The 23,718-nt window shown below is 66.7% G+C and carries 23 protein-coding genes and 1 riboswitch; of the genes, 10 read left to right on the top strand and 13 right to left on the bottom strand.

Annotated elements, in window-relative coordinates; genetic code table 11:
- Window positions 1-301: 301 nt before the first annotated feature.
- The 6 genes from VOI27_RS15560 to metZ all read right to left on the bottom strand — a co-directional run bounded on the left by VOI27_RS15560 (window position 302) and on the right by metZ (window position 7,677).
- Window positions 302-2,722: an ATP-dependent helicase gene (locus VOI27_RS15560; protein WP_323766285.1), complete on the bottom strand. Its 2,421-nt coding sequence runs from the start codon at window positions 2,720-2,722 to the stop codon at window positions 302-304.
- A 300-nt stretch (window positions 2,723-3,022) separates the two neighbouring features.
- On the bottom strand, window positions 3,023-4,471 hold the full coding sequence (locus tag VOI27_RS15555; protein WP_323766284.1) for a TrkH family potassium uptake protein: 1,449 nt from the start codon (window positions 4,469-4,471) through the stop codon (window positions 3,023-3,025).
- A gap of 44 nt (window positions 4,472-4,515) precedes the next feature.
- The gene (locus VOI27_RS15550) at window positions 4,516-4,746 is read right to left on the bottom strand and encodes a DUF1127 domain-containing protein (RefSeq protein ID WP_323766283.1); all 231 of its coding nucleotides are present in this window, start codon (window positions 4,744-4,746) and stop codon (window positions 4,516-4,518) included.
- A gap of 237 nt (window positions 4,747-4,983) precedes the next feature.
- Window positions 4,984-6,033 (bottom strand): GTP cyclohydrolase FolE2, encoded by a 1,050-nt coding sequence (gene folE2, locus VOI27_RS15545; RefSeq protein ID WP_323766282.1) that lies wholly within the window; start codon window positions 6,031-6,033, stop codon window positions 4,984-4,986.
- A gap of 138 nt (window positions 6,034-6,171) precedes the next feature.
- Entirely contained in the window at window positions 6,172-6,372 is a 201-nt protein-coding gene (locus VOI27_RS15540) for a hypothetical protein (protein ID WP_323766281.1), read from the bottom strand.
- Window positions 6,373-6,477: 105 nt separating this feature from the next.
- The gene (metZ, locus tag VOI27_RS15535) at window positions 6,478-7,677 is read right to left on the bottom strand and encodes an O-succinylhomoserine sulfhydrylase (protein ID WP_323766280.1); all 1,200 of its coding nucleotides are present in this window, start codon (window positions 7,675-7,677) and stop codon (window positions 6,478-6,480) included.
- A gap of 50 nt (window positions 7,678-7,727) precedes the next feature.
- Window positions 7,728-7,804, bottom strand: a riboswitch (SAM riboswitch).
- Between the two features lie 113 nt (window positions 7,805-7,917).
- Between metZ and VOI27_RS15530 the strand changes: the two genes are divergently transcribed.
- Entirely contained in the window at window positions 7,918-8,307 is a 390-nt protein-coding gene (locus VOI27_RS15530; protein WP_323766279.1) for a hypothetical protein, read from the top strand.
- 66 nt (window positions 8,308-8,373) lie between these two features.
- Here the strand turns inward: VOI27_RS15530 and VOI27_RS15525 are convergent, their stop codons facing one another.
- Both VOI27_RS15525 and VOI27_RS15520 read right to left on the bottom strand, forming a co-directional pair.
- Complete coding sequence (locus tag VOI27_RS15525) at window positions 8,374-8,982, bottom strand: inner membrane-spanning protein YciB (RefSeq protein WP_323766278.1); 609 nt, start codon at window positions 8,980-8,982, stop codon at window positions 8,374-8,376.
- Window positions 8,983-8,993: 11 nt separating this feature from the next.
- Window positions 8,994-9,896, bottom strand: coding sequence for a DMT family transporter (locus VOI27_RS15520; protein WP_323766277.1), 903 nt, complete (start codon window positions 9,894-9,896; stop codon window positions 8,994-8,996).
- 71 nt (window positions 9,897-9,967) lie between these two features.
- Between VOI27_RS15520 and VOI27_RS15515 the strand changes: the two genes are divergently transcribed.
- Window positions 9,968-10,450: an MgtC/SapB family protein gene (locus VOI27_RS15515; protein WP_323766276.1), complete on the top strand. Its 483-nt coding sequence runs from the start codon at window positions 9,968-9,970 to the stop codon at window positions 10,448-10,450.
- 8 nt (window positions 10,451-10,458) lie between these two features.
- Here the strand turns inward: VOI27_RS15515 and ftsY are convergent, their stop codons facing one another.
- Complete coding sequence (gene ftsY / locus VOI27_RS15510) at window positions 10,459-11,784, bottom strand: signal recognition particle-docking protein FtsY (protein WP_323766275.1); 1,326 nt, start codon at window positions 11,782-11,784, stop codon at window positions 10,459-10,461.
- A gap of 125 nt (window positions 11,785-11,909) precedes the next feature.
- Between ftsY and VOI27_RS15505 the strand changes: the two genes are divergently transcribed.
- The gene (locus VOI27_RS15505; protein ID WP_323766274.1) at window positions 11,910-12,695 is read left to right on the top strand and encodes a hypothetical protein; all 786 of its coding nucleotides are present in this window, start codon (window positions 11,910-11,912) and stop codon (window positions 12,693-12,695) included.
- 88 nt (window positions 12,696-12,783) lie between these two features.
- Here the strand turns inward: VOI27_RS15505 and VOI27_RS15500 are convergent, their stop codons facing one another.
- A complete protein-coding gene (locus tag VOI27_RS15500) occupies window positions 12,784-14,469 on the bottom strand; it encodes an NAD(P)H-dependent oxidoreductase subunit E (protein WP_323766273.1) in 1,686 nt (561 codons plus the stop codon).
- 178 nt (window positions 14,470-14,647) lie between these two features.
- Between VOI27_RS15500 and VOI27_RS15495 the strand changes: the two genes are divergently transcribed.
- Both VOI27_RS15495 and VOI27_RS15490 read left to right on the top strand, forming a co-directional pair.
- Window positions 14,648-15,676, top strand: coding sequence for an alkane 1-monooxygenase (locus VOI27_RS15495; protein WP_323766272.1), 1,029 nt, complete (start codon window positions 14,648-14,650; stop codon window positions 15,674-15,676).
- A 37-nt stretch (window positions 15,677-15,713) separates the two neighbouring features.
- Window positions 15,714-16,109, top strand: a complete 396-nt coding sequence (locus tag VOI27_RS15490; protein WP_323766271.1) for a hypothetical protein — start codon at window positions 15,714-15,716, stop codon at window positions 16,107-16,109.
- A 2-nt stretch (window positions 16,110-16,111) separates the two neighbouring features.
- On the opposite strand, the gene VOI27_RS15485 is transcribed toward VOI27_RS15490, so the two are convergent.
- Together VOI27_RS15485 and VOI27_RS15480 are read right to left on the bottom strand one after the other, a co-directional pair.
- Entirely contained in the window at window positions 16,112-16,849 is a 738-nt protein-coding gene (locus VOI27_RS15485) for an alpha/beta hydrolase (protein WP_323766270.1), read from the bottom strand.
- Between the two features lie 63 nt (window positions 16,850-16,912).
- Window positions 16,913-18,232, bottom strand: coding sequence for an MFS transporter (locus VOI27_RS15480; protein ID WP_323766269.1), 1,320 nt, complete (start codon window positions 18,230-18,232; stop codon window positions 16,913-16,915).
- Between the two features lie 84 nt (window positions 18,233-18,316).
- Here VOI27_RS15480 and thrS point away from each other — a divergent pair, with 84 nt between their 5' ends.
- The 5 genes from thrS (at window position 18,317) to VOI27_RS15455 (ending at window position 23,200) form a co-directional block, all read left to right on the top strand.
- A complete protein-coding gene (gene thrS / locus VOI27_RS15475) occupies window positions 18,317-20,332 on the top strand; it encodes a threonine--tRNA ligase (RefSeq protein WP_323766268.1) in 2,016 nt (671 codons plus the stop codon).
- Window positions 20,333-20,634: 302 nt separating this feature from the next.
- A complete protein-coding gene (locus VOI27_RS15470) occupies window positions 20,635-20,940 on the top strand; it encodes a DUF2282 domain-containing protein (protein WP_323766267.1) in 306 nt (101 codons plus the stop codon).
- A gap of 84 nt (window positions 20,941-21,024) precedes the next feature.
- A complete protein-coding gene (locus VOI27_RS15465; RefSeq protein WP_323766266.1) occupies window positions 21,025-21,882 on the top strand; it encodes a DUF692 domain-containing protein in 858 nt (285 codons plus the stop codon).
- Window positions 21,879-22,631 (top strand): DNA-binding domain-containing protein, encoded by a 753-nt coding sequence (locus tag VOI27_RS15460; RefSeq protein ID WP_323766265.1) that lies wholly within the window; start codon window positions 21,879-21,881, stop codon window positions 22,629-22,631. Before VOI27_RS15465 ends, VOI27_RS15460 begins: the two co-directional genes overlap by 4 nt.
- The gene (locus VOI27_RS15455) at window positions 22,628-23,200 is read left to right on the top strand and encodes a DoxX family membrane protein (protein ID WP_323766264.1); all 573 of its coding nucleotides are present in this window, start codon (window positions 22,628-22,630) and stop codon (window positions 23,198-23,200) included. Before VOI27_RS15460 ends, VOI27_RS15455 begins: the two co-directional genes overlap by 4 nt.
- On the opposite strand, the gene VOI27_RS15450 is transcribed toward VOI27_RS15455, so the two are convergent.
- Window positions 23,197-23,688, bottom strand: a complete 492-nt coding sequence (locus VOI27_RS15450) for a hypothetical protein (protein WP_323766263.1) — start codon at window positions 23,686-23,688, stop codon at window positions 23,197-23,199. The two genes, VOI27_RS15455 and VOI27_RS15450, sit on opposite strands and share 4 nt — an antisense overlap.
- Window positions 23,689-23,718 lie beyond the last annotated feature (30 nt).

Here is a 23,718-nt window from a genome sequence, read left to right as displayed (position 1 = left end):
CCGGATCAAGGGCTCCTCCTCCCAATAGGCCCGAGGTCCGATCCAGACTGGCGCTTCGTCTCCTCCCATTCAGGAGCGTCGGTTGACACAAGACGGCGGCACACCTCCCTGTGCCGCCGTTCTTGTTTTCAGAGTTCAGAACAGTGTGAAACAGCCTCGGCACGCAACAGCCCCGCCCCGGACCTGATCCGGGGCCTCATGGCTGGCGTGATACGGCGTTTAGGTCCCGGAGCGGGGTCCGTGGCGCGGCTGGTGGTCCCTGAGCGGGGCCCGGGACAGTGGCGGAACAGACAGTGGCGGATCAGAACGGCACGTCGTCGGCGGCCGAGATGAATCGCGCCACCACCTTCTTGACCCCGGCCTTCTCGAAATCGATCTCGATCTTGTCGCCTTCGATGCCGACCACCGCGCCATAGCCGAATTTCTGGTGAAACACCCGCTCGCCCATGGTGAAGCTCGAGAGCGCGGTGGCGTCGATCACCGTGTTGCGGCTCTCCTTCGGCTGCGCCATCGGGCGTTGGCTCTGCCGCTCCTGCAGCCGTTTCCAGCCCGGTGAGTTGTAGACATTGGCCTCGGCCATCCGCGCTTCCATGCCGCTGCCAAAGCTCTGGCCGGCCATGCCACCGCCATAAAGGCCCGGCGGGGTCAGCACGTCGACGTGCTCTTCCGGCAGCTCGTCGACAAACCGCGACGGCAGCTGCGACTGCCACTGGCCAAAGACCCGGCGGTTGGCGGCAAAACTGATGGTGCAGACCTCTTCGGCGCGGGTAATGCCGACATAGGCCAGCCGCCGCTCCTCTTCGAGGCCCTTGAGGCCGCTCTCGTCCATGCTGCGCTGCGACGGAAACAGCCCGTCCTCCCAGCCCGGCAGGAAGACGGCGGGGAACTCCAGCCCCTTGGCGGCATGCAGCGTCATGATCGAGACCTTGGCGCCGGCCTCTTCGCTCTCGTTGTCCATGATCAGGCTGACATGTTCGAGAAAGCCCTGCAGGTTCTCGAACGCCTCCAGCGCCTTGACCAGTTCCTTGAGGTTCTCGAGCCGCCCCGGCGCCTCCGGCGTCTTGTCGTTCTGCCAATGGGCGGTATAGCCGCTCTCGTCGAGGATGATCTGCGCCAGTTCGACGTGGCTCACCTCTGGCGGACCGTAGGTCACCTCGCCCGGCCGCAGGCTGCCGTCCTCCAGCACCTCGTCGGTGTCGGTGGCAACCGGGGCGCCGCGGGTCAGCTTCGACCAGCGGGCGAGCCCGTCGAGCAGCCTTGAGAGCTCGGTGCCCCCTTTGCCCTTGATCGCCCCCTGTTCGACCGCCAGCCGCGCGCCGTCGATCAGCGGCAGACCGCTGTCACGCGCCATGCGCTGGATGGTCTGCTGCGCCTTGTCGCCAAGGCCGCGTTTGGGGGTGTTGACGATGCGCTCGAAGGCCAGATCGTCCTCGGGGCTCACCACGACGCGGAAATAGGCCATGGCGTCGCGGATCTCCATGCGCTCGTAGAACCGCGGACCGCCGATCACCCGGTAGGGCAGACCGATGGTCAGAAAGCGGTCCTCGAAGGCGCGCATCTGGTGGCTGGCCCGGACGAGAATCGCCATGTCATCGAGCGAAAAGCCGCGCATGCCACGGGTGCCGGACTGCATCGCCTCGACCTCCTCGCCGATCCAGCGGGCCTCTTCCTCGCCGTCCCAGTGGCCGATCAGCCGCACCTTCTCGCCGCCCTCGGCATCGGTCCAGAGCTCCTTGCCGAGCCGACCGGTGTTGCCGGCGATCACCCCGGCGGCGGCGGCGAGGATATGCGGCGTCGAGCGGTAGTTCTGCTCCAGCCGGACCACCTTGGCGCCGGGAAAATCCTTCTCGAACCGCAGGATGTTGCCGACCTCGGCGCCGCGCCAGCCATAGATCGACTGGTCGTCGTCACCCACGCAGCAGATGTTCTTGTGACCGCCCGCCAGGAGCCGCAGCCAGAGATACTGGGCAACGTTGGTATCCTGGTATTCGTCAACCAGAATGTAGCGGAACCAGCGTTGGTACTGGCTGAGCACGTCTTCGTGGGTCTGGAAGATGGTCACGCAATGCAACAGCAGGTCGCCGAAATCGCAGGCGTTCAGCTCTTTCAGCCGGGCCTGGTACTGGCCATAGAGCTCGACACCGCGGTTGTTGAAGGCGCCGGCCTCGGCGGCGGGCACCTTGTCCGGCGTCCAGGCGCGGTTCTTCCAGTTGTCGATGATGTGGCTCAGCTGCCGCGCCGGCCAGCGCTTGTCGTCGATCTGCGCCGCCGAGAGCAGCTGCTTGAGCAGGCGAATCTGGTCGTCGGTATCGAGGATGGTGAAGTTCGACTTCAACCCCACCAGCTCGGCATGGCGGCGCAGCAGCTTGACGCCAATGGCGTGGAAGGTGCCCATCCAGGGCATGCCCTCGACCACCTGACCCAAGAGCTTGCTGACCCGCAGCTTCATCTCGCGCGCGGCCTTGTTGGTGAAGGTCACCGAAAGGATCTCGTTCGGCCGTGCCTTGCCGGTGTTCAAGAGATGCGCAATCCGCGTGGTCAGCGCCTTGGTCTTGCCGGTGCCGGCACCGGCCAGCATCAGGACGGGGCCGTCAAGCGCCTCGACCGCCTCGCGCTGGGCCGGGTTCAACCCGTCAAGATAGGGGGCGGGACGCGCCGCCATGGCGCGCTGCGAGAGGGAAGAGGCCGCCTCGAAAGCGTCCATGTCGTCAAAACTGCTCATGGCGCGACTTTACCCGGTCACGGGCGGGCTGAAAAGCCTTGTTCGCTCAATGTTCGCGCGGTTTGTCGCCGGCAGAGGGGGTTCTGCCCCCGCCCTGCGATCGGCCCGGAGAATATTTTCCGGCCAGAAGAAGCCTGAACCGCGCGGTCCAGTGCTGTGGTTGCACCACTTTGCCGCTTATCCGATCAAGATCAAGCCGCCGTTGCATGTCCAGCTTGCGGCGAAATGCCTAAGAAAGCCTTTCTTCTGGCTATAGACATTCCCCGCCGGAGGCATGACGTGTCGCGACGCGACCCCGCGTCACGCCCGCCAGAAATTCACCGTCAGGATGGCATAGACCACCAGCAGCTCGAGCCGCCCGATCAGCATCGCCGCCGAGAGCAGCCATTTGGCCGTGTCGTTAAGTGACGAGAAATTGCCCGCAGGGCCAATCACTTCGCCGAGGCCAGGGCCGACATTGGCCAGCGAGGTGGCGGCGCCCGAGACCGAGGTGACGAAATCGAGCCCTGTGGCCGAGAGCAGCACCGCCAGCACCCCCATCGAGACCACGAAGAACATGAAGAAGGACATCACCGAGGAGAGCACGTCGTCGCCCACCGGACGGCCTTCGTAGCGGGTGGTGAAAACGCCGTTGGGCGAGCGGATGCGCAGGAGCTGCACCCGGATCGAGGCGAAAAGCAGCTGGTAGCGGAAGATCTTGACCGAACAGGCGGTCGAGCCGGCGCAGCCGCCGATCAACCCGATGAAGAAGAAGGTCGCGACCAGAAGCGGCCCCCAGCCCATGTAATCGGCGCTGGCATAGCCGGTGCCGGAGATGATCGAGGTGACATTGAACAGCGCCTCGCGGAAGGCGCGTTCGGGGGCGTGCGGGAAGGACAGCATCAGCGCCACCGCGGTCAGGGTCACCAGCGCCGCCACCACCAGCAGGAAGACATGGACCTGACTGTCGCGCAGGATCGGCCGGGCCGAGCCGTTGAGCAGCTGCACGTAGCGTACGAAGGGCAGCGCCGAGAGGATGATGAACAGCGAGGCGACATATTCCATCGGCCCGGAGAAGGCGGCAAAGGAGGCGTCGTAGTTGGAAAATCCGCCGGTGGAGATGGTGGTCAGCGCATGCACCGTGGCGTCGAAGGTGTTCATGCCAAAGGCAATGTAAGTCAGCGCGCAGACCAGCGTCAGAGACACGTAGATCACCGAGATCTGGCTGGCGATCTGGGTGGCGCGGGGCAGGATCTTGCCCATGGTGTCAAACGCCTCGGCGCGGAAGATCTGCATGCCGCCGACCCGCAGTTCGGGCAGGAAGACCATGGCCACGACGATGATCCCGATGCCGCCCAGCCATTGCATCAGCCCGCGCCACAAGAGCAGCCCCTTAGGCATGCTGTCGAGCCCGGCAAAAACCGTGGAACCGGTGGTGGTGAGCCCCGACATCGCCTCGAAGACCGCATCGACGAACCGCGCCTCGGTGGCGCCGAAGATGAAGGGCAGCGCGCCGAAGACCGGCAGGGTGAACCAGACACTGGTGACCAGCAGAAAGGTCTGCTGGATGGTCAGCCCCTGTTTCACGCCATTGGCGCAGGCCAGCGAGATCAGCCCGCCGGCCAGCACGGTGATCAGCCCGGATTGCACGAAGACCGGCCAGTGCCCGCGTCCCTCGGCGAGGTCGACGAGGAACGGCAGGAACATCATCGCGCCGAGGATGGCGGTCAGCAATCCGATCACATAGCCCACGGGCCGAATATCAAACATGCGCCCGAGCGTTGGCCTGACCTGCCGAGACTGTCAAGCCGGGTTCAGCCACCGGGAAAGAGGTCCTGAAAAACCCGGGCCGGAATGTCACTTCGATCGAGGCCCAGAAGCGCCAGTTCGGCGTCCGAGAGCGCCTCGAGCCCGGCGACCTCGGCCAGCCGGGCGCGGATCAGGGCGGCGGCGTTCACCCCCTGCCCCAGCCCCGCAAAATAGCTGTCGAGCCGCTGGCGCCAGCCGGGCGCCGGAAAACGGAAATGCAGATCGGTGCCTTGCATCAGGAAACCTCGCGTCGATTGCGGTTCCTCCCTTGCGGTCAGACTAGCAGGTCTCGCACCACCGCGCGGTTGACAAGAGCGCGACTTCACCGGGCGGTGTCGGTCCGTGACCGGGCCGGTCCATGAACAGATGGCGGCAAGCCACTGACGTCACGTTGATTCCGACGTTTGTCGCTCGGCCGCGCGCCAGCGCGGACCGGTGCAATTCTGCATCATGCAACCGGCGCGTTGGCGCGTTTAGCCGCCGTGGACCAGCGTGGCAAAGAACTTCGGGTCGATGCTGGAGCTTTCGAAGGTCGGGCCCGAGGTCAGCACCGAGATCGCGTCATGCGAATGCAGGCTCTCCTGGTGGCTGGCGGCGACGCGGAAATCGCCGACCCGGGGCTCGGCCTGGAGGCGCGCGCAGAACAGCCGGGCGGCATCCTCGACAAAGATCGGATTGGCGGCGTTGAGCTCGGCAAAGGCCTGCTCGTCCTCGCGCTTGACCATCACTTGGGTCTCGGTCGGTACCGCGGCGCGGCAAAGATCGATCAGGTCCTCGAACCACAGGCATTTGCTGCCCGTCAACTCGACCGAAATCCGCGCCACCGACCGCTGCGAATGCGGCGTGGCCAGTTGCCCGCGTTCCCGCCGCGCATGTTCGCTCAGTTCCAGCGAACAGGGGCAGGTCGAGGAATAGACATAGTCGAGATGAATGATCTTGCGGCGGGTGCCCTGGCTCTCGATCAGCTCGAGCGCGATATCGTAATACTGATAGCCGCTGAGGCCGGAGCGCAGGCTGTCGATCCGCACCGGAAAGGAGAACCGCATCTCGATCCGGGCGTCAAAGCTCTCGAGATCGGTCTTGTAGTCGTTGAGCGCGGCCTCCATGACCTCGAAGCTGAAGGTCTTTTCCGAATGCCGGTAGAAGGACCGCATGATGCGGCTCATGTTGATGCCCTTCTTGTCGGCCTCGAGGCTGACCGAACCGGTGACGCTGGTTTCCAGCGTCAGATCGCCGCCGGCGCGGGTGTGATAGCGAATCGGCAGGCGGAAGTTCGAGATGCCGACGTGCTGGATCGGCTGCTTGGCCCCCCGGATCAGCGAGGCCGGGCCGTTCTGCAGGTCGGGAAGACCGGCCTTGTAGGCGGGATCCACCTTGAAATCAGTCGGATACACGGTTTCGAGGTCGGGATACCCCAGCGCACGCGTGCCGCTCGCATCGGCATAACGCCGCAAGAGATCAAAGGCCGCTTCGGCCTCTTCACGGCTGGGAGAGCGGTTCAATCCGGGTGTCGGGAGGTTCATCGAAAGCCCCTTTCTGCGCAGGCACAGGGGTATCTAAGCATGTGCGACGCAAAATTCCATGCTCTGACCGGTCATCCGGACATGCAAAAGCGCCGGACCCAGAGGATCCGGCGCCTTGTTTCCAGCATGTGCCGGATATCAGTCGGTGCCCGAGGAGCTGTCGGCGTTGGCAACTGTCGCAATGACCACCAGAGTGGTGACACCGCCGACAAGTGCGATGCCGGTGAGGCCGAGGCCCTGCGTGCTCACGAAGGGGTCAGCCGCGGTGGCGGTTTGATCGGCAACAGCGGGGATAGCGAAGGAAGCCGCGAATGCGGCCGTGATCATCAGTTTTTTCATTTTGCACCTATAGACTTGAGTCCCAAGTGGCATGCCTTGGAACGCGCCGTTAATCCAGCGAAAACTTCGACCGGCAGAAACTGTAAGCAAAACCTTGCCAATCTGTCACAAACCGCCTGATTTTCCAGCATGTTCAAGTGCCGCTTCGATGTCGCCGAGCAGGTCATCCCGGTCTTCGAGGCCGCAGCTCAGGCGAATCAACCCGGGGGTGATGCCCAGGATGACTTTCTGGTCCTCCGGGAGCCGCTGGTGCGTGGTAAAGGCCGGCGGCGTGGCGATCGACTTGGCATCGCCGAGGTTGTTCGAGATCACCGCGATCTTGAGGTGATTGAGGAAGGCAAAGCCCGCCGTGCGGCCGCCCCTGACGTCAAAGCTCAGCACCGTGCCGCCGGCGCCAAGCTGGCGCATGGCGAGATCATGCTGCGGATGCGAGGCGAGGCCGGGGTAGATCACCCGCGAGAGCGCCGGGTTGCCTTCGAGCCGCTCGGCCAGGAATTGCGCCGTGGCGGTCTGGGCGCGGACCCGCAGGTCCATGGTCTCGAGCCCCTTGAGCAGCACCCAGGCATTGAACGGGCTGAGCGCACCACCGGTGTGCTTCATGAAGGCTTCGATCGGACCGCGGATCAGATCTTTCGGACCAAGGATCACCCCGCCCAGCACCCGGCCCTGGCCGTCGATGTGCTTGGTGGCGGAATAGGTGACGATATCGGCGCCCTGGGCGATGGCGTCGGAATAGATCGGGGTGGAGAAGACATTGTCCGAGACCACCAGCGCGCCGACCGCATGGGCGATCTCGGCGACGCCGGCGATGTCGACGATCTCGAGCGTCGGGTTGGACATCGATTCGAAGAAGCAGAGCTTGGTGTCGGGGCGCACCGCGGCGCGCCAGGCCGCGAGGTCGGTGCCGTCGACGAGGGTGACCTCGACGCCGAACTTCGGCAGGATGTTCTCGAGGATGAACAGGCAGGAACCGAACAGCGCCCGCGCCGCGACCACGTGATCGCCGGCCTTCACGAGCGCCATCAGCGCGCCCTGCACCGCCGCCATGCCGGAGGCGCAGGCAAAGGCATCCTCGGCACCTTCGAGCCCGGCAATCCGGTCCTCGAACATCGCCACCGTCGGATTGCCGTAGCGGGCATAGATGAATTCGTCCGGCCCGGCCTCGAGGAACCGCGCCTCGGCCTGCTCGGCGCTGTCATAGACGAAGCCCTGGGTCAGGAAGAGCGCCTCGCTCACCTCGTTGTATTGGGATCTGCGGGTGCCGCCATGCACCAGCTTGGTGCGGCTGTTCCAATCGTTGCTCATGTCTCGTCCTTCCAAACCAAAAGCCCCCCGGGCGCGGCCAAGCGAACGGGGGGCTTTCGTTCCTGACCTTTTAGCGGGATGTTTAACGTGGCCCGCAATCCGGTAACAAATCGCCACGGGGGCGGTGATAGGGCGTTGCGCGAAGGCGGTCAAGACCGTCACGGTGCTGTAATCGCGGCTTCATTCCTGCGTCATAGGCTGGCTCTAACTGCTTCACACAAGATGTAGTGGGAGATAAGCATGACCCTGTCTAACGAGCTTGCGCCGCTTTCACGGACCGCCGCGATCAGGGCGCGACTTGGCCCCGTGGCCTGGCGCCAGCCGCGTGCGCTGGCTGGCATGTTCGACCGGTCCACCCTGCCGCCAGACGTGATCGACGAGGAGGTCACCGAGGTGATCTGCTTCAAGGCCTCGCTCGCCCTCAACCGGCTGCTGGGCGGCGCGCCGGACATGACCTTCTCGGCCCGCGCCTATCACGCCTCGACCGACGCTGACCGAACCGCCCGCCGCTGTGGCTGGCGGCTGGTGCGCGCGGCGGTCGATCTGTCCTGCGCCATGCTGCGCGGCGAGGCGCACCATTGCGAGACCGCCTGGGTCAACCACTGCCGTCGCCCCGGCCGCCGGAACTGAGGGCGCTCTTCCGCCCGTGCGGGCGTCCTCGCGCGGACAGGTCGCAAGGGCTGGACAAGCGCCGTCTCAGCCCTTGTCTTCCTCGGGCTCCATGTACTCGTGCAGGGCCGCGAACTGCGCCCAGATGAAGACGAAGAGCGCGATCGGAAAGCCGAAGGTCTCGATCTTGACCCAGAGGTCGGTGCTCAGCGTCCGCCAGACCACCTCGTTGATCACCGCCAGCGCCAGGAACCCGAGGCAGATCCGCCGGGTCAGGATCATCCAGCCCTCGGGCTGCATCGCCACCGCATCCGACAGCAGGTAGGCGAGATAGGACTTGCCGCGCAACAGCCCGATGCCCAGCAGCAGCGCAAAGAAGCCGTAGACCAGCGTCGTCTTCATCTTGAAGAACCGCTCGTCGTTGAACCAGGCGGTGAGCGCGCCGAAGAAGATCACCATGATCGCGGTGAACACCTGCATCCGGCTCAGCTCGCGGGTCAGCGCCCAGTTGATCGCCATCGCCAGCAGCACGATCGGCACAAAGACCACGGTGGCGACGATGAAGCCGGAATACTCCTGCCCGCCAAAGACGAAGACATCTTCCTTGAGCCAGAGGTAGAGCCCGAAGAAGGCCAGTGGCGGCCCCAGTTCCAGCACCTGTTTCAGCACCGGGTTGATCTCGCGTTTGTCTGTCATCTGGACCTCTGTCATCCACCCATTTCCACGATCACGGCCCCTGCCGCGATCAAGGCCATCAGCGCGATGCGCCGCGGCCCCACTGTTTCCTTCAGCACCAGCCAGCCGATCACCGCGGCAAAGACCGTCGAGGTCTCGCGCAGCACCGCCGCCTCGCCCACCTTGTCGAGCCGTGTGGCCAGCATGATCGAACCGAAGCTCGCAAACGCCACCAGACCGCCGATCCCGCCGCGCAGCAAGAGCGGCGCAAGCGGCGGGTTGACCGCCGCCCGCCGCCAGCGCGCCACGGCCAGCACCGGCATCACCAGCCCGTCGATCATGAAGAACCAGGCGAGAAAGGTGAAGGGATCGGCGGTGGCGCGGATACCATAGGCGTCGTAGGTCGTATAGAGCGCCACGAACAGCCCGGTAAAGACCGCCAGCGCCAGCGCCGCGTTCAAGGTTTCGCGCGCCGCGGTGAGGATGATCAGGTTGTAGACCGCCAGCCCGAAGATCCCGGCCAGCAGCACCCCCACCCCCAGCCATTGCACCGCCGTGAAGGTCTCGCCGAAGATCAGCCAGGCGCCGATCACCGCAAACAGCGGCCCGGTGCCGCGCACCACCGGGTAGACCACCGTATAGGCGCCGCGGGCGTAGGCCATCGCCTGCAACAGCTTGTAGGCAGTGTGGATCACGAAGGCGCCCGCAAAGATCGCCCACATATGCGGCTCTGGCCAGGGCACCACAAAGAGCGCGAAGGGTGCCGCCATCAGCCCGTAGGCGCCGTCGATGGCGCCGCGCGACAGCCAGGGATCATGCCGACCCTTCTGCAGCGCGCCAAACACCGCATGCAGAAAGGCGGCCGAAAGCGCCAGGATCAGCGCCAGCCGCTGGCCCTCCTCGGTGCCCTCGAGCGAGATCAGCCAGGCGCTCATGCGGCCTGCTGCACTTGGGAACATCCGCCGCGGTCGCACGTTGGACCTGCAGGCGAGATCAAGGCTTTTCGATGCTTGAACAAATCCTTGGAGAATTCAAAAACAACTTCTCGGTGGTGCCGGTGGGGGCCTCTCTGGCGCGTTTGCTGGCGGCAGTCGCCCTCGGCGGGATCATCGGGCTGGAGCGCGAATGGCGTCACAAGCCGGCCGGGCTGCGCACCCATATTCTGGTCTGCGTGGCGGCCTGCCTCTTCGTCATCCTCGGGCTGGAGATCAGCCAGCTCGAGTTCGGCGACAGCAAGGAGCAGCAGCATGACCCGCTGCGGATGATCGAGGCGGTGACCGCCGGGGTGGCCTTCCTCGCCGCCGGGCTGATCTTTACCGCCAATGGCGAGGTCAAGAACATCACCACCGGTGCCTCGCTCTGGCTGTCGGGTGCGGTCGGTCTGGGCTGTGGGGCGGGGCAGATGCTTCTGGCGGCGCTGGCCACGGTAATCGTGGTGACGGTGCTGTTCCTTTTGCGCCAGGTCGAGCGCCTCTGGGGCACGCACTGACGGCGCTGTCACCTGTCGAGACCGGTGAGCGCGGCGGCGAAATCCTCGGGGTCGAAGGGGGCGAGATCGTCGATCTTCTCGCCCACGCCGATGGCATGGATCGGCAGGCCGAACTTGTCGGCCAGCGCCACGAGGACACCGCCCTTGGCGGTGCCGTCGAGCTTGGTCATCACGAGGCCGGTGACATCGGCCAGCTCCTGGAAGGTCTTGACCTGTGACAGCGCGTTCTGCCCGGTGGTGGCATCGAGCACCAAGAGCGTATTGTGCGGGGCGTCGGGGTCCTTCTTGCGGATGACGCGGACGATCTTCGACAGCTCCTCCATCAGGTCCTTGCGGTTCTGCAACCGCCCGGCGGTGTCGATCAGCAAGAGGTCGGCGCCGTCCCGCGCCGCCTGTTCCATCGCGTCATACGCCAGGCTCGCCGGGTCGGAACCCTCTGGCGCGGTCAGCACCGGCACCCCGGCGCGGTCGCCCCAGACCTGCAGCTGTTCGACCGCCGCGGCGCGAAAGGTGTCGCCGGCGGCGATCACCACCGTCTTGCCCGCCGCGCGGAACTGGCTGGCAAGCTTGCCGATTGTCGTGGTCTTGCCAGAGCCGTTGACCCCCACCACCAGCACCACCTGCGGCGTCTTGGCATAAAGCGGCAGCGGCCGCGCCACAGGCTCCATCACCCGGGCGATCTCGCGCGAGAGCAGCTGCTTGATCTCCTGCACCGAGAGCTTCTTGCCATAGCGTCCCTCGGCCATGTTGGCGGTGACCCGCAGCGCGGTGTCGACACCCATGTCGGAGGCGATGAGCAGCTCTTCGAGCTGCTCGAGCATGGTGTCGTCGAGGGTGCGACGCAGCACCTCTGGCTGGCCGCTCCGCCCCAGCAGACGCCCGAGAAGCCCCGGTGTCCGGGTCGGCACCTCGGCCGGGGTCTCCGGCCGAGGCATCTCGATCGGCGAGGTCGTGCCCGGCATCTCCTGCGGCGTCTGCTCAGGCCCCGGCACGCCGGTCGGCACATCGGGCTGCGGCACCTCGGTGGGGGCCGGCGTCGGTGTCACGTCGGGCTGCGGACGCGGCGCCGGGTCCGGCACGGGCACGGTCTCGGGTTCGGGCTCCGGCACCGTTTCGGGCTCGGTCTCGGGCACCGTCTCGGGTTCGGGCGCGGGGCTCGGGTCGGGCTCCGGCACCACCTCCGGCTCAGGCTCGGGCGCGGTGTCCGGCCCCGGCGTCACATCCGGGTCCGGAGCGGCCAGTTCGCCGCCGTCCTCGACGATTGCCTCGAGCCCCTCGTCGAGCTTCGACGAGGACTTGAACAACCGGTCCTTGAGCTTTCCGAAAAACGACATGGGCTTGGTCTCCTTTGCAGTTCACCTATAACTTTCATCTCGACAGGAAAAGGTCTGGTTGACTTGATTGGCCGTCGCCACACATTGGCCTCATGCGGCTTGCCCTCCTGATGATTTCCCTCCTGATGCTTCTCTCTCCGGTGGTCCGCGCCCAGGAGGGCACTGCCAGCATGACCTGCGACCGCATCGCCGGCGCGGCCCGGGCGGTGAGGCTCTCGCCCGATCTGCTGGCCCGTGTGGTCCGGGAACTGGGGCACCACGACGCGCCGGAAAGCATCCCCGCCACCGCCGGCCAGCTCGCCGCGCTGCAAGAGCGCTTCGGCACCCCTGGCCTGGCAGCACTGGCACTTGCCGGCGGTCCGGAGCAGGCCGAGACCTTTCTTGCGGGAAACGGCATTCCGCCGGCGACTGTGGATTTCGTCATCCTGACCACCGGAGACACCCCTGAAACCTGGCGAGACAACCCGCCGGCTGCGCCAAAGTTCCGCCTCGCGCCGGAGGTCGACTTCGACGCCGCCTGCCGCGAGCTGATCCTTGGCCGCTGGGGCGCCCCCCTGCCCGAGCTCGGCCCGCTGCCAGAGGCCGGCCCGGTCGATCTGGCCCTCGTCGACCCCGCCCTGCGCAGCCTGCGCCCCAGGCTGCGGCCGATCCCGACACTGGCGACCTGGGGGGCGCAGCTGGCCTTCGGCACCAGCCAGGACAGCGCCCGCGCCAATTTCACCCGCGCCACTCGCGCCTGCCGCGCGGCGGTGGGCCAGAGCCCGGACATCGTCTTCGTCGAGAACCGCGTGCGCGGTCGCCCCGGCTACTGGATGGCACGGGTCAGCCGGATGCAGCGCGACGCCGCCGAAGAGATCTGCCGCGCCGCCCGCCGCAAGGGCTGCTCCTGCGCCGTCTACAAGAACCACTGACCCCGGCGACCTGCGCGATCCCCCTGCTTCTTCTGTTCAAAAATACCCTCGGGGGAGGCCGCAGGCCGGGGGCAGCGCCCCCAAAGCCTCAGATCTCCTGAGCGAAATGTTTCATCACCAGCCGGATCGGGTTCGGCGCCGCCTGCCCCAGCCCGCAGATCGAGGCATCCGCCATCGCCTGGCTGACCTCCTCCAGCAGCCCCTGGTCCCAGTGTTCGGCCTGCATCAGCTTGACCGCCTTCTCGCAGCCCACCCGGCAGGGCGTGCATTGCCCGCAGCTCTCGTCCTCGAAGAACCGCAGCATGTTGAGCGCGGCATCGCGGGCGCTGTCGTGGTCAGAGAGCACCACCACCGCAGCCGAGCCGATAAAGCTGCCATGCGGCTGCAGCGTGTCGAAATCGAGCGGAATGTCATCCATCGACGCCGGCAGCAGCCCCGAGGAGGGCCCGCCCGGCTGGTAGGCCTTGAAACTGTGGCCTTCGCACATCCCCCCCGCCGCGGCGATCACGTCGCGGATGGTCGAGCCCGCCGGCAGCAGATGCACCCCCGGTTTCCGCACCCGCCCGGAAACCGAATAGGAGCGCAGGCCTTTGCGGCCATTCTTCTCGACGCCCGAGAGGATCTCGGGCCCCTCGCGACAGACCCGCGCCACCCAATGCAGCGTCTCGATGTTGTGCACCAGCGTCGGCCGGCCAAAGACGCCGACCTGCGCCACATAAGGCGGCCGGTGGCGCGGCAACCCGCGCTTGCCCTCGATCGACTCGATCATCGCGCTTTCCTCGCCGCAGATATAGGCGCCGGCGCCGCGGCGCAGGTCGATATAGCCGGGCGCGACAAGGCCCGCCGCTTCCAGCGCGGCGATCTCGCGGCGCAGGATTTCCAGCACCGCCGGGTATTCGTCGCGCATGTAGAGAAAGCAGGTCTCGGCCTCCACCGCCCAGGCGGCGATCAGCATTCCCTCAAGAAAAACATGCGGTTCCCGCTCGAGGTAAAAGCGGTCCTTGAAGGTGCCGGGCTCGCCCTCGTCGCCATTGACAGCGAGATAGCGGGGACCGGCATTGCCGCGCACGAAGCCCCACTTCTTGCCGGAGGGAAAGCCTGCCCCGCCCAGGCCCCGCAGGCCCGACGCAAGCACCTTGTCCTGCACCGCCTCCCAGTCGCCAGAGGCGCGCAGCTCGGCCAGGGTGGCATAGCCGCCGGCGTCACGATAGGCGGCAAACCCTTGATACTGGGGCAGATGCGCATGGGTCTCGCCAGCCGCAATCGCCGCCGCGACCGTTTCGGGCGTGGCGTGATCGATGTGGTTGTGGCCGAGTTCCAGCACCGGCGCAGTGTCGCAGCGGCCCATGCAGGGCGCGCGCAGAACCCGGACTTCATCGGGGTCCAGCCCCTCTTCCAGCGCCGCCCGCAGCGCCTCGGCCCCGGCCAGCTCGCAGGAGAGCGAATCACAGACCCGTATGGTCAGCGCCGGCGGCGGGGTCTCGTCTTCGCGCAGCGGGTCGAAATGAGCATAGAAAGTCGCCACCTCCCAGACCTCGGCCATCGGCAGCTTCATCTCTTCGCACAGCGCGCGCAGATGCGCCGCCGAAAGATGGCCATGCGCGTCCTGGATCAGGTGCAGGAACTCGATCAGCAGGTCGCGGCGGCGCGGTCGCTCGCCCAGCAGCGCCTGTACCTCGGCCAGCGCCTGGTCGTCGAACTGACGGCCCTTGGGCGTGCGCCGCCCCTTGCCGCGGCCGGATTTCCACACGCCCTTGCGTTCGTCGAGTGCCATCATCGTTCCTTCCCTGACTTGCCGCGACTGTAGAAAGCCCGGCCCCCGCGTGCGAGGCCAAATGCGACCTCCGGCCCGCCATTCGCGTTGCCGATTGCCGCGAAAATTCCACGAATTGTCCTATCGGAAACCAATTCTTCATATATTGCCCTCAGACAGGACAAGGAGACCGCCACCAGTGACCCGTTTCGCCGCCGCCACATGTGCCCCGGTCCTGCTGCTTGTCGCGGCGGGCGTCCTCGGCGGGGTCTGGATATGGGCAGCGCTGGCCTATCTGACGCTGCTGGTCTTTGCCCTCGACCGGCTGCGCGCCCTTGCCGCGCCGGGCGATCCGGGGGCGGAGTTTCCCGCCGGCACCGCGCTGTCGGTGGTGCTCGGGCTGCTGCAGTTTCCGCTGCTGGCGCTGGCGGTGGTGCTGGTCGCAGGCAAGACCGGCGCCACCGGGGCGGAGCGGGTGGCGGGGTTTCTGGCCTTTGCGCTGTTTCTCGGCCAAGTGGGCAATTCCAACGCCCATGAGCTGATCCACCGCTCCGACCGGCGGCTCCGGCGGCTGGGCGTCGCGGTCTATGCCTCGGTGCTCTACGGCCACCATGCCTCGGCCCATCCGCTGGTGCATCACGTCCATGTGGGCACCGCCAAGGACCCCAACAGCCCGCGCGGGCGCGAGAGCTTCTACCGCTATCTCTGGCGGGTCTGGCGCAGTGAGTACCGCGCCGGCAAGGCGGCCGAGACCGCCCGGCGCGCGCGCGCCGGGGCGCAGGGGTGGCATCCCTACCTGAGCTATGCCGCGATCAGCCTCGCGGCGCTCGCGGTCTCGCTGGCGCTGGCCGGGCTGCCGGGGCTGCTGGCGCACCTGGGGCTGGCGGCCTATGTGCAGAGCCAGCTGATGATCACCGATTACGTGCAGCATTACCGCCTGCCGCGCGCGATCCGCGCCAATGGCAAACCCGAGCCCTGCGGCCCGCAGCACAGCTGGAACACGCCGCATTGGTGCTCTTCGGCCCTGATGCTGAACGCACCGCGGCATTCCGATCACCATACCCGGCCGGGCGTCGCCTATCCCGGGTTGCGGCTCGACCCCGAGGAGATGCCCACCCTGCCGCATTCGCTGCCGGTGATGGCGCTGATCGCGCTCTGGCCGGCGCAATGGCGCCGGGTCATGGATCCGCTGGCCGACCGCTGGCAGCCCCGACCGGCAGAATTGTGACTTGCCCCTCGCCGTGCCCTCCTGTCAGATTGGCACCATGATAAGACATGCACTTTTGGCCCTTGCCACAGCCCTGGCCAGCCCCGCGCTGGCAGAGATGTCGGCGGCGGAGTTCGAGGCCTACACCACGGGAAAGACGCTCTATTTCGGCTCAAACGGCCGCGAGTACGGGGTCGAGGAATACATGGAAGACCGCCGCGTGCGCTGGTCCTTCCTCGACGGCCGCTGCCGCGAGGGCGAGTGGTACGAGGACAGCCGCGGCATGATCTGCTTTGTCTACGAGGACACCCCCGAACCGCAGTGCTGGAGCTTCAAGCGCAGCGCGGCCGGTCTGGTGGCGCGCTTCGAGGATGACCCCGAGGGCACCGAGCTTTACGAGGCGACCCAGAACCGCGAGCCGATGATGTGCCTCGGGCCGGAAATCGGGGTCTGAGGTCAGCTGACCTCTTCGATGGCGCGGGCAATCAGCGGCAGGCAGTCGGGCGCGGAGAAGCTGTGGTCGGCGCCTTTGAGAAAGCTCAGCGCCATGTCGGGGCTCTCGGCGTGGTCGAGCAGGCGCAACGCGGTTTCGCGGCTGACGGCGGCATCCTCGGTGCCCTGCAGGCACCGCACCGGAAACGGCAGTCGCAGCGGCGTGCGCAGCACGAGGTGGGTGCGGCCGTCCTCGATCAGGCGGCGGGTGATGCGGTAGGGATCGCCGTAATCGGAAGGCACATCGAAATAGCCCTGTTCCATCACCTGCGCGCGCTGTTCCGCGTTGAAGCCCGCCCAATAGCCATCCTCGGTGAAGTCGGGTGCGGCGGCGATGGTCACCAGTCCGGCGATTTTGCCCAGCCGTCGGGTCAGCAGCAGCGAGATCCAGCCGCCCATGGACGACCCCACCAGCACCAGCGGCTCGTCGCAGGTGGCGCGGATCACTGCCTCGGCGTCCTCGGCCCAATCGCCGATGCAGCCGTCCTCGAACCTGCCGGAGCTGACGCCATGGCCGGAGTAGTCGAACCGCAGGAAGCCGCGGCCCCGACTGCGGCACCAGTCCTCGAGCCAGACCGCCTTGGTGCCCGCCATGTCGGATTTGAACCCGCCGAGGAAGACCACGGTTGGCCCCTCGCCTTCGGTCTTGTGATAGGCGATCTGGCGGCCTTGGGCGGTGGTCAGGGTCTGCGGCGCGGTCATCGAAGGCTCCGGATGTTGCAACGCGGCGAGTGTGGCCGCAGCGACGGCCGAGGGCAACGCGCTTTATTCGACCTCGTCGAGCCAGAGCGCCACCCCGCTGGCCGCGAGGCAGAGCGCGGCAAAGCCGATCAACGCGGCCGAGGGTCCGATCAGCGCCGCCAGACCGCCAAGGGTGCCGGCCACCAGCAAGAGCGTGCCAATGGCGGTATTGGCCAGCGCGGCATAGGTGGCGCGCTTGTCCTCTGGCGCCATGTCGACGAGATAGGTCGAGCGCCCCTGCCGGACCCCGTGATAGGCCAGCATCAGCAGGAACAGCGCCAGCGGAATCGCCCAGACCGTCTGGGTCAGCCCCAGGGCTCGCGCCCCGACGGCAGCCAGCATCGCGGCGGCACCGATCAGCCCGGTGAGGATCAGCACCCAGCGGCTGGACCGATCGGCGAGCCGACCCCAGACATAGGAGCTGAGAAACGACGCGGCGGCGGAAACCAGCACCAGCACGCCGAGACGGTCAAGCGCGAGACCGCCGGACTGGCTGGCCAGCAACACGAAATAAGGCGGCGCCAGCGCGGTGGGCACCAGCATGCCGCGCACCAGGATGAAGAGCTGCAGCTGCCGGTCGCGCCAGAGCGGCGACAGATCGGGGCGGGCCTCGTCCTCTGGGGTGCTCGGCGCTTCCTCGAGCCGCAGCATCAGCGCCGCCGCCGCCAGCCAGAGGCACGCCGCCAGCGCGATCGCCATGACCACCGCGGTCTCGCTGCGCAACACGTCGGTGAGCAACAGCACGCCCAGCCCGATCACCCCGGCGGCCGAGACGCTGCCTGCCGCACCGGTGACCGACCCGCGGCGGGATTTCTCGACGGTCTTGCCCAGCACATCCTTGTAGCTTACCGAACAGGCCGCCCGCGACAGGGCCAGCGCCGCCAGCGCGGCACAGATCGCCAACCCGGCCGCCTGACCGGTGAGCGTCAGCGCCGCCAGCGCAATCAGCCCGGCCGAGACTCCCTGCCCGACGGCGCCCGCTGCCCAGAACCGTTTGCGTTGACGCAGCCGGCGCAGCCAGCCCGACAACAGAATCTGCGGCAAGAGCGCGCCGGCCTCGCGGATCGGTACCAGGAGCCCCACCAGCACCGCCGGCGCGCCCAGCGAGGTGAGCAACCACGACAGGATCAGCTTGGGGTCGATCAGCCCGTCGGCGAGCTTGCTGGCGGTCAGCGACACGATATGGCGCAGCCCGTTGCGGGCCTCGCGGGGGTCGGTCTCTTCGCCCGAGATAGTTTGGAAGATGTGGTTGGCGATCGGCCCGGCTCCCGGCGTGTTGCTGTGCCAACAGGTTGTAGCGCACGGGCGGGCCGGATCAAATCTCCGGGTCTGCGGCCTTGACATGCCGGCCCCGCCGGGTCACATCGCGGCCACCACATACCCGCAACCGGGCGTTTTGTAGGCGCCAAACCGACGAGGAGGCCAAACATGGCTCAAATCTCCCTGACTTTCCCCGATGGCAATGCGCGCGAGTTTCCCGCGGGCATCACCCCTGCGGATGTGGCTGCCGACATTTCCAAATCGCTCGCCAAGAAGGCCGTCTCGGCCACTGTCGATGGCAAGCATTGGGACATGCAGTGGCCCATCGAAGCTGACGCGCAGATCGCGATCAACACCCTGAAGGACGACGCCCCGGCGCTCGAGCTTATCCGCCACGATCTGGCGCATATCATGGCCCGCGCGGTGCAAGAGCTCTGGCCCGACGTCAAGGTCACCATCGGCCCGGTGATCGAAAACGGCTGGTACTATGATTTCGACCGCGCCGAACCCTTTACCCCCGAAGATCTGGGCGAGATCGAAAAGAAGATGCGCGAGATCATCAACATGCGTGATCCGGTCCGCACCGAGGTCTGGGAGCGCGCCCGCGCGGTCAAGCATTACGAGGACAGCGGCGAGCCCTACAAGGTCGAGCTGATCGACGCCATCCCGGGCGACGAGCCGCTCAGGATGTACTGGCACGGCGACTGGCAGGACCTCTGCCGCGGGCCGCACCTGCAGCACACCGGTCAGGTGCCCGCCGATGGCTTCAAGCTGATGAGCGTGGCGGGCGCCTATTGGCGCGGGGACAGCAACCGGCAGATGCTGCAGCGGATCTACGGCGTCGGCTTCCAGAACAAGGAAGACCTGCGCAAGTATCTCAACTTCCTCGAAGAGGCCGAGAAGCGCGATCACCGCAAGCTGGGCCGCGAGATGGACCTGTTCCACATGCAGGAAGAGGCGCCGGGTCAGGTGTTCTGGCATCCCGACGGCTGGACCATCTATACCCAGCTACAGGACTACATGCGCCGCAAGCAGCGCGCCGGCGGCTACCGCGAGATCAACACCCCGCAGGTGGTCGACCGCAAGCTCTGGGAGGCCTCGGGCCACTGGGACAAGTACCAGCACCACATGTTCGTGGTCGAGGTCGACGAGAGCCGCGACGGCGAGAACGATGACGCGGCGGTGAAGGACAAGGGCCAGACGCGGATCAATGCCTTGAAGCCGATGAACTGCCCCTGCCACGTGCAGGTGTTCAATCAGGGTCTGAAATCCTATCGCGACCTGCCGCTGCGGCTGGCCGAGTTCGGCTCCTGCGCGCGGTTCGAGCCCTCGGGCGCGCTGCATGGCATCATGCGGGTGCGCGGCTTTACCCAGGATGACGCGCATATCTTCTGCACCGAAGAGCAGATCCAGGAGGAATGCGCCAAGTTCATCGACTTCCTCGCCGACGTCTATGCCGAGCTGGGTTTCCCGGAGTTCGAGATCAAATTCGCCACCCGTCCCGAAAAGCGGGTCGGCAGCGACGAGAGCTGGGACTATGTCGAAGGCGCGCTGGAGAACGCGATCAAGGCGGTGGGCCGCGACTATACGCTCGAGCCGGGCGATGGTGCCTTCTACGGGCCGAAGCTCGATTTCTACCTGACCGACGCGATCGGCCGGGTCTGGCAGTGCGGCACCTTTCAGGTCGATCCCAACCTGCCCGAGCGACTGGGCGCGAACTACATCGCCGCCGATGGCGCCAAGCACCGCCCCTACATGCTGCACCGCGCCTGCCTCGGCTCCTTCGAGCGCTTCATCGGCATCCTGATCGAGAACTGGGAAGGCAAGCTGCCGTTCTGGCTGGCGCCGCGGCAGGTGGTTGTGGCCTCGATCATCTCTGACGCTGACGAGTACGTGCAGGAGGTGGTCGCCGCGCTGCAGGCCCAGGGCGTGCGCGCCGAGGCCGACATTCGCAACGAGAAGATCAACTACAAGGTCCGCGAACATTCGCTGGGCAAGGTGCCGGTGATCCTTGCCGTGGGCGGCCGCGAGGTCGAGGAACGGACGGTCACCGTGCGCCGGCTGGGCGAGAAACGTACCGAGGTCAAACCGGTGGACGAGATGATCTCGGCGCTGGCCCGCGATGCGACGCCGCCCGACCTTGCCGATCCCATTGCGGCCGATGCGCCGGCCGAAGCGTTGTAACATTCGGCAATCGCGCCGTGATCGACGGAGAGTTATCTGTCGTTTTCACCGGCGCGGCTGTAACATTCCAGCGCCGGAACCTGTCGGGGCGTCACATTCCATGTGGCGCCCCGTTTGTTTTCAAGGACTTCCCCGGCATAGCGGACACGCGGCATCACGCCGGCCTGACAGGCGATTACGCATCCGTGATCCACGGGCCTGTGAAGTGATTGCGCCCCCGGGCAGGCTCTATTCTTGGGACAGCCGCCGCAGGGGTGGCATTGGACCGGATGACCGGACCACTGACCAAAAGGGATGAACCAATGTCGAATATCATGAAAACCGTCGCCGTCGCCGGTGCTGTTGCCGCCGCTCTTGCCGCTCAGGTCACGACCGCCCAGGCGCAAGAGAAAGAGAAATGCTACGGTGTCTCGCTGGCCGGCGAGAACGATTGCGCCGCAGGCCCCGGCACCACCTGCGCCGGCACCTCGAAAGTCGACTACCAAGGCAACGCCTGGACCCTGGTCGACGCCGGCACCTGCACCGAGATCGAGCTGCCGGAAATGGCCGACGGCTCGGACCGCATGGGCTCGCTCGAGGCGCTCGAGCGCGATCTGCCGCAGAGCTGAGCTGCCAAGGCTGGGCAGCTGCCCGGCATCATGCGACACTCTGGGTGGGCAGCGCTGCCCACCCCACGGCCGAGGAGAGCCGCCATGCCAGACGCCAGCCGTCACCACGAGGCCCTGCCCGCCGCGCCGGGCGTCGGCTACAAGCCGCAGCATTACAGCCAGATCATGGCCGAGGCCGCGCCGGTCGAATGGCTCGAAATCCACGCCGAAAACTATATGGGCGATGGCGGACGGCCCTTGGCGCAGCTGCGCGCCCTCTCGGAGCGGTTTGCCTTCTCGGTCCATGGCGTCGGCCTGTCGATCGGCGGCGAAGGCCCGCTGGACACCGACCACCTCGCCCGGCTGAAGCAGCTCTGCGACTGGCTGCAGCCGGCCAGCTTTTCCGAGCATCTCGCCTGGTCGACCCACGACAGCCACTTCCTCAACGACCTGCTGCCACTGCCCTATACCAACACCACGCTCGCGCGCATCTGCGACCATATCGACCAGCTGCAGGAGACTCTCGGCCGGCAGATGCTGCTCGAGAATCCCTCCTCCTATCTCGCTTTTGCCGAGAGTTGCTGGGACGAGCCAGCCTTCCTTGACGAGATCGCCCGCCGCACCGGCTGCGGGCTGCTGCTCGACGTCAACAACGTCTTTGTCTCGGCCACCAACCTCGGCTTCTCGCCGCAGGGCTATATCGACGCCTTTCCGCTGGCCCGCGTCGGCGAAGTGCATCTCGGCGGCCATGACGAGGACGAAGACGACCACGGCGCGCCGCTGTTGATCGACAGCCACGGCCGCGCCATCGCAGACCCGGTCTGGGCGCTGCTGGGCTACACCTTGGCGCGCTCGGGCCCGCGTCCGCTGCTGGTGGAATGGGACAATGACGTGCCCGACTGGCCGGCGCTGCACGACGAGGCGCGACGCGCCGACCGCGCCTTGGCGCAGGTGCCGGCGTGACCGGGCAAGCTGCCTTCCGCGCGGCCCTGCTCGATGCCGGAGCGGCGGTGCCAGAGGGGCTGGTCGATGGCGCCGGCCGGCCCGCCGGTCGCCGCTACGACGTCTATCGCAACAATATCGCCAGCTCGCTGGGAGAGGCGCTGAAGACCGGCTTCCCGGCGGTGGCAAAGCTGCTGGGCGTGGATAATTTCACCAACCTCGCAGCGCTCTACCTGCGCCAGGAGCCGCCCCGCTCGCCGCGGATGATGCACTACGGCGCGGGCTTCGGCGATTTCCTCGAGAACTTCACACCGCTGGCGAAGTACCCCTATCTCGGCGATGTGGCGCGGCTGGAATACGCCCTCCGCGAGAGCTATCACGCCGCCGATGCCCTGCCGCTCGACCCCGCCGCGCTGGCCCTCGAGCCAGAGGCGCTGATGGCCGCGCGCCTGAGCCTCGCGCCGTCGCTGCGGCTGCTGCGCTCGCGCTATCCGGTGGTGTCGATCTGGCGCTACAACATGGTGCCCGGCAGCCCCAAGCCCCCGCCCGCCGCCGAGGACGCGTTGATCCTGCGTGCCGAGTTCGACCCGGAACCGCATGTGCTGCCCGAAGGCGGCGCCGCCTTCATCGCCGCGCTGCAGTCGGACAAAACCCTGGGCCAAGCCTACGAGGCCGCGCTGGCCTTGGCACCGGAGGTCGACCTCGGTGCCGTCCTGAGCCTGCTGATTTCAGGCAACGCATTGACAGACCTGAAGAAAGGCACGCCATGACCGCGCTCGTCAACCTCTATGACATGATCTCAGACGCTCTCGAGCGCAGCCTCGACGGGCTGCTGCCGCTGCTCGCCCGTATTGTCTTTGCCGCGGTGCTGATGGTCTATTTCTGGGCCTCGGCGGTGACCAAGCTGGGCGACGGGCTGTTCGGCGTCCTGCAGCCCTCGACCGGGGCCTATGCGCAGATCTTCCCCAGGGCGATGGAGGCGGTGACCTATGATGTCAGCCAGCTTGGCGTGTTTCACTGGCTGGTTGTCGTGGCCGGGATGTGGGCCGAGGTCCTGCTGCCGCTGATGATCCTGTTGGGGCTGGTCACCCGGCTGGCGGCGCTCGGCATGATCGGGTTCATCGTGGTCCAGAGCCTGACCGACCTCATCGGCCACGGCGGGCTCGCCCATCCCGAAACCCTCGGCGCCTGGTTCGACCGGGTGCCGGATGCGGTGATCCTCGACCAGCGGGCGCTGTGGGTCTTCGTGCTCTCGGTGCTGGTGATCAAGGGCGGCGGTGCGCTGTCGCTCGACCGGATCATCGGCCGTGCCGTGCTGGGCCGGACCCACGCCGGCTAGGAGCAGCTGCCCCAGACACGCGATCCGAGATCATAGCACTGGCCGCTTTCCTCCTTGGCGTCGAACAGCGGCTGGAAATCGGCCACCGATGCACCGCCGGTCTGACAGCGCAGCTCGGCGATCTGCAGCCCGTCGCGGGTCACCGTCAGCAATCCGCTCGCCGGCAGTTCGCCGTTGCGGTCAAAGCTGTGGTTGATGCGGTATTCGAAGGGGCCGTTGGCAAAGGCCACCTCTTCCCAATAAGTTCGGCCGATCCCCGGCCAGGGGGTCAGGTGGATATCCTGCACGTGGCGCGAAAACACGATATCGGGCGCGCGGCCCGGCGCGCCATAGGCGTAATAGGCAGCGTTGTCCTGCAGGCAGACGCGGATCTCGGTCTCTCCGCCGTCGACCGTGCAGTGAAACAGCGGCGTGCCGGCATCGCCAAAGCAGGCGGCAGCGGCGGCTGTGGGCAGGCAGAGGGCAGCAAGGACAAGCGGTCTGATCATGGCGGTCTCCGGGCACGGGACAACCTGACC

This window comes from Marinovum sp., assembly GCF_034669705.1.
Taxonomy (GTDB): domain Bacteria; phylum Pseudomonadota; class Alphaproteobacteria; order Rhodobacterales; family Rhodobacteraceae; genus Marinovum.
The sequence above is the reverse complement of the archived record's forward strand: the minus strand, read 5'-3'. Positions and strand labels throughout refer to the sequence as shown.